We start from the raw sequence: 5,195 nt of genomic DNA on the forward strand, positions 1-5,195 counted from the left end.
CGCCGATCATGCCGGCCTGATGCGTCGAGATCAGCTGGCTGCCGAGGAACGGCGACGAGCCGAACGGCGAGGGGAATTGCTTGATGGTGAAGTCCCAGGTCAGGCCCGCGACCGAGTTGATGATCGAGAACAGCGCGATGAAGCCGGCCACGTGGGTCAGGATCGGTGCGTTGCCGAGCGGCTTGAACAACGCGCGCTCGATGACGACGCCGCCCGCGAACGAAAACGCCAGCGTCAGCACGAAGGCGCCCCAATAGGGCACGCCCCATTGCATCAATTGCCAGGCGACGAACGTCGAAAACATCGCCATTTCGCCTTGAGCGAAATTGAGGTGATCGATCGCCTGATAGATCATCACCACGGCGAGCGCCATGCAGGCATAGATCGCGCCGGTGGCGATGCCGGCCAGCACTTGGTTGAGAAACAGATCCATGGCCAGCCTCCCTCAGTAGCCCAGATAGGATTTGCGGACGTCCTCGTTCGAGGCGATCTGGTCCGCGCTGCCCGACATCACGATGCGTCCGGTCTCGATCACGTAGGCCTTGTCGGCGAGTTCGAGCGCGAGTTGCGCGTTCTGCTCGACCACCAGGATCGTGACCTTGTCCTCGCGGTTGATCTTGCCGAGGATCTTGAACAGGTCGCGCACGATCAGCGGCGCCAGGCCGAACGACGGCTCGTCGAGCAGCATCAGCCGCGGCCGCAGCATCAGCGCCCGTGCGACCGCCAGCATCTGCTGTTCACCGCCCGACAATGTGCCGGCCTGCTGAGTGTGCCGCTTCTCCAGGACCGGGAAGTGCGCGTACATCCGCTCGATGTCGGAGGCGATCGCCTTATGGTCCTTGCGGCTGATCGCACCCAGGGCGAGGTTTTCCTCCACCGTCATGGTGGTGAAGGTGCCGCGGCCCTGTGGCACATGGGCGATGCCGAGCTTGACGATGGCTTCGGTCGAACTCTTGTTGATCGTCTTGCCTTCGAATTCGACCGCGCCGGTCGAACGCACCATGTTGCAGATGGCGCGCAGCGTCGTGGTCTTGCCGGCGCCGTTGGCGCCGAGCAGGGTGGTGAGGCTGCCTTCGTGCAGGTCGAATTCGAGTCCGTGCAGCGCCTGGACCTGACCGTAATAAGCGCGCAGGTCGCGCACATTGAGCATCGCGGTCATTGATCCTTGCTCCCGAGATACGCCTTGATCACGTCGGCGTTGTTTTGCACCTCGGTCGGCGTCCCTTCTGCTAGCTTCTTGCCGAAGTTCAGCGCGACGACATGATCGGCGGTCGACATCACCATGCCCATGTGATGCTCGACCAGCAGAACGGTGACGCCGCGATCGTTGCGGATGCGGCGGACGAGGTCACCGAGCACGTAGACCTCTTCGTGATTGAGGCCGCCGGCGGGCTCGTCGAGCAGCAGGATCTTCGGCTCGGCGGCGAGGGCGCGCGCCAGTTCGACGCGCTTCTGGGTGCCGAACGGCAGGCCGCTCACCGTGGTGTGGGCGACTTCGCGCAGATCGAGATAACCGAGGATCTCGTCGACCCGCTTGTTCATCGCCTTCTCGCCGCTGCGCACCCAAGGCAGACGCAGCGAGTCCGAGACGATGTCGCTATTCGTGCGGGAATGCGTGCCGACGCGGACGTTGTCGAGCACGCTGAGATTGGGAAACAGCGCGACGTTCTGGAACGTGCGACCGATGCCGATCTCGGCGATGCGATGCGCGGGCCGAGACAGAATGCTCTCACCGTCGAGCAGGATGTCACCCTTGCTCGGCTGATAGAGCCGCGACAGGCAGTTGAACAGCGTGGTCTTGCCCGCGCCGTTGGGGCCGATCAGTCCGAGGATCTGACCCTTCTTCATGTCGAACGAAACGCCGTTCAGCGCGACGATGCCGCCGAACACGACGCTGACATCGCGCACCGCGAGGAGCGGTGCTGCGCTGTCTGAAGATGTCGCCTGCATCATCGGCGGCCGCCCTGCGGGCTCGGCCTGTTAGTGCCAGTCGCTGGCTGAATCACTGCACGACAGCGACTACCTGATACCCTCCACGACACGGGCAAGTTTCCCTCCTGGTTTTGTTTTCTTATTGTCTGTTTTTCTTGTTATCGGCGACGCCGTTCCCCCGAGCGCCGCTTCGATTTGTCTTACCATCGTGACGAGGCGCGGTCCAATGTCGTTGATCAGCCGCTCTTCCGTGAAGCGAAATGCCGGTGCTCCGCAATTGAACGCGTAGGGCCCGGTTCCGTCGCTCATCGTCATCACCACGCCGGCGGCGCCGACATCGTCGTGCCATTCGCCCGACGAAATCGCGAAGCCGTGCTCGGCGACCATTTCCTCGGCGCGCTCGAGGCCTTCCTTGATGCGCGGCCAACGGCTGCCATAGTGCTCGCGCATATCGCGTAGCAGTGCCGCGCGTTCTTCGCCTTGTAGCGCACACACGAAGGCCCGACCCATCGCCGTGGTGGCGATCGGAATCTTCGAGCCGACGTCGAGCTGCACGCCGACGGTGAGGCTCGATCGCGCCTGCCCGACATAGATCATGCTCAGCCGGTCGCGCGCGCCGACCGCGACGGCGCCGCCGGTCTGCTGCATCAATTCGTCGCGGTAGGGCTGTGACAAATGACGGATGCCGAGATTGGCGAGCGCGGCGTAGCCCAGCGACATCGCCGCCGGCGCGAGCTGATATTTTTCGAAACGCGGAACCTGGGTCAGATAGCCGAGCTTGGTCAGCGTGTAGGTGAGTCGGGAGATGGTCGGCTTCGGCAGCTTGGTACGCGCCGCCAATTCCTGATTGCCGAGCAGGCCGTCATGGGGGCCGAATGCCCGCAGCACTTCCAGTCCGCGCGACAAGGCGACGACGAAGTTGCGGTCGCTGGCGGTCTTCTTGGACTGGCGTTTCATTCCCTGCACGATCGATTGATGATGCGCGTCGTTGACAAGCGACGCTCTTCAAAATAACCCTGCCTGTCAAGATGTGGAATTAAGTTTCGCAGTGCGAAATGCACTTGATCGGGATGATGCCGCACCGCAACAGCGCTCGCTTCGGATCGATTGCGGATCGAGCATGCCAAGAACACGCAAGTTAAGAAACGCAACGAGGAGACAGCCCGAATGACCGAAGTCGTCAAACGCGAGCGCCGCGGCGTCGTCGCCATCGTCACCATCGATAGTCCGCCGGTCAATGCACTCAGTGCGGCCGTTCGCCGCGGCATTCTCGACAACGTCACGGCAGCGGTCGCCGATCCCGAAGTGCAGGCCATCGTACTGACCTGCGCGGGGCGTACCTTCATCGCCGGTGCCGACATCACCGAGTTTGGTAAGCCGCCGCAGCCGCCGGCGCTCAACGACGTCATCGCCGCGCTGGAGAATTCACCCAAGCCGACGATCGCTGCTATTCACGGCACCGCGCTCGGCGGCGGTCTCGAAGTCGCGCTCGGCTGTCATTTCCGTGTGGCGGTCAAAGACGCGCGGCTCGGTCTGCCCGAGGTCAAGCTCGGCCTGCTGCCGGGGGCCGGCGGCACGCAGCGACTGCCGCGTGCGGTCGGTGTCGAGCTTGCCGTCAAAGTGATCCTCGGCGGCGATCCGATCAAGGCGCCCGAAGCCGCGCAGCACGGCCTGGTCGACGAAATCGTCGACGAGCTCGTGCCGGGCGCCGAAGCCTTCGCCCACAAGGTGCTGGCCGAGAAGCGTCCGTTGCGCCGTCTGCGCGACGACGACAGCAAGATCGCGGCGGCGCGGGCCGACCGCTCGATCTTCACCAATGCGGTCGCGGCGATGACCAAGAAGACCCGCGGCCTCGAAGCGCCTTTCGCCTGCGCCGACGCGATCGCGGCCGGGCTCGACTACCCGTTCGACGAAGCATTGAAGAAAGAGCGCGAAGGCTTCCTCAAGCTCGTCGTCAGCGAACAGTCGAAGGCGCAGCGCTACGCGTTCTTCGCCGAGCGTGAGGCCGCCAAGATCGACGGCGTGCCGGAGAGCACGAAGCCGCGCCCGGTGGCGCGCGCGGCGATCATCGGCGCCGGCACGATGGGCGGCGGCATCGCGATGTCGTTCGCCAATGCGGGCATTCCGGTGACGCTGATCGAGACCGGCGAGGAGCAGCTCAAGCGCGGCCTCGGCATCATGCAGAAGAACTACGAGGCGACCGCGGCGCGCGGCGGCATCCCGGCCGATGCGCCGGCCAAGCGCATGGCGCTGATCGACGGCAAGGTCGGCCTCGAGCACGTCAAGGACGCCGACCTGATCATCGAGGCGGTGTTCGAAACCATGGCGGTGAAGAAGGAAGTCTTCACCGCAATCGACGCCTACGCCAAGCCCGGCGCCGTGCTGGCCTCCAACACGTCGTATCTCAACATCGACGAGATAGCCGCCACCACCAAGCGGCCGCAGGACGTGGTCGGCATGCACTTCTTCTCGCCTGCCAACGTCATGAAGCTGTGCGAGATCGTGCGCGGCGCCAAGACGGCGCCGGATGCGCTGATGACCGCGGTGTCGGTGGCCAAGAAGATCGCCAAGGTGCCGGTCGTGGTCGGCGTCTGCGACGGCTTCGTCGGCAATCGCATGCTGGCGGCGCGTAGCAAGCAGGCCGAGAAGCTGCTTTTCGAAGGCGCGCTGCCGCAGCAGGTCGACGGCGTCGTCACCAAGTTCGGCATGCCGATGGGCCCGTTCGCGATGGGTGATCTCGCCGGCCTCGACATCGGCTGGCGCTCGCGCAAGGACCGCGGCATCAAGTCCGAGATCGCCGACGCTTTGTGCGAAGCCGGCCGCTTCGGCCAGAAGACCGGCAAGGGCTACTACAAGTACGAACAGGGCTCGCGCGCGCCGCTGCCCGATCCGGAAGTCGAGACGCTGATCGACCAGACGCTGGCCAAGCTCGGCCTCAAGCGCCGCGCCATCGACGATCAGGAGATCCTCGAGCGTATGGTCTATCCGATGATCAACGAGGGCGCCCGCATCCTCGAAGAACACATCGCGGCGCGGCCGTCCGACATCGACGTGGTGTGGATCTACGGCTACGGCTGGCCGGTCTATCGCGGCGGCCCGATGCACTATGCCGACAGCGTCGGCCTCAAGCACATCGCCGAGCGGCTGGCGCTCTATGCGAAGCAGACCAACGATCCGTCGCTGGAGCCGGCCCCGCTACTCGCCCGCCTCGCCGCTGAAGGCAAAACCTTCGCCTCGCTGGCGCAGCCCAACAAGGCGGCGGC

The 5,195-nt window shown here is 64.6% G+C and carries 4 protein-coding genes and 1 pseudogene; 1 reads left to right on the forward strand and 4 read right to left on the reverse strand.

Features of this window, described 5'->3' with window-relative positions:
• From I5M_RS18460 to I5M_RS18475, 4 genes and pseudogenes are all read right to left on the reverse strand, one after another.
• Nucleotides 1-433, reverse strand: a pseudogene (locus tag I5M_RS18460) (branched-chain amino acid ABC transporter permease); the annotation flags it as partial.
• Between the two features lie 12 nt (nt 434-445).
• Nucleotides 446-1,159, reverse strand: coding sequence for an ABC transporter ATP-binding protein (locus tag I5M_RS18465; RefSeq protein ID WP_022722750.1), 714 nt, complete (start codon nt 1,157-1,159; stop codon nt 446-448).
• Nucleotides 1,156-1,953 carry an ABC transporter ATP-binding protein gene (locus I5M_RS18470; protein WP_022722751.1) on the reverse strand — a complete coding sequence of 266 codons (798 nt, stop codon included), beginning with the start codon at nt 1,951-1,953 and terminating at the stop codon, nt 1,156-1,158. The genes I5M_RS18465 and I5M_RS18470 overlap by 4 nt, the downstream gene beginning before the upstream one ends.
• A gap of 66 nt (nt 1,954-2,019) precedes the next feature.
• A complete protein-coding gene (locus tag I5M_RS18475; RefSeq protein WP_022722752.1) occupies nt 2,020-2,889 on the reverse strand; it encodes an IclR family transcriptional regulator in 870 nt (289 codons plus the stop codon).
• Nucleotides 2,890-3,099: 210 nt separating this feature from the next.
• Between I5M_RS18475 and I5M_RS18480 the strand changes: the two genes are divergently transcribed.
• Nucleotides 3,100-5,195, forward strand: a 2,096-nt coding sequence (locus I5M_RS18480; RefSeq protein ID WP_031336967.1) for a 3-hydroxyacyl-CoA dehydrogenase NAD-binding domain-containing protein, incomplete at its 3' end; no start/stop codon positions are given.

The sequence above is a fragment of the Rhodopseudomonas sp. B29 genome (assembly GCF_000333455.1).
Lineage (GTDB): Bacteria > Pseudomonadota > Alphaproteobacteria > Rhizobiales > Xanthobacteraceae > Rhodopseudomonas.

What these genes read in the sequence shown, in the direction of transcription:
- I5M_RS18465 (WP_022722750.1), bottom strand. Translation starts at nt 1,159, where the DNA reads ATGACCGCGATGCTCAATGTGCGCGACCTGCGCGCTTATTACGGTCAG.
- I5M_RS18470 (WP_022722751.1), bottom strand. Translation starts at nt 1,953, where the DNA reads ATGATGCAGGCGACATCTTCAGACAGCGCAGCACCGCTCCTCGCGGTG.
- I5M_RS18475 (WP_022722752.1), bottom strand. Translation starts at nt 2,889, where the DNA reads ATGAAACGCCAGTCCAAGAAGACCGCCAGCGACCGCAACTTCGTCGTC.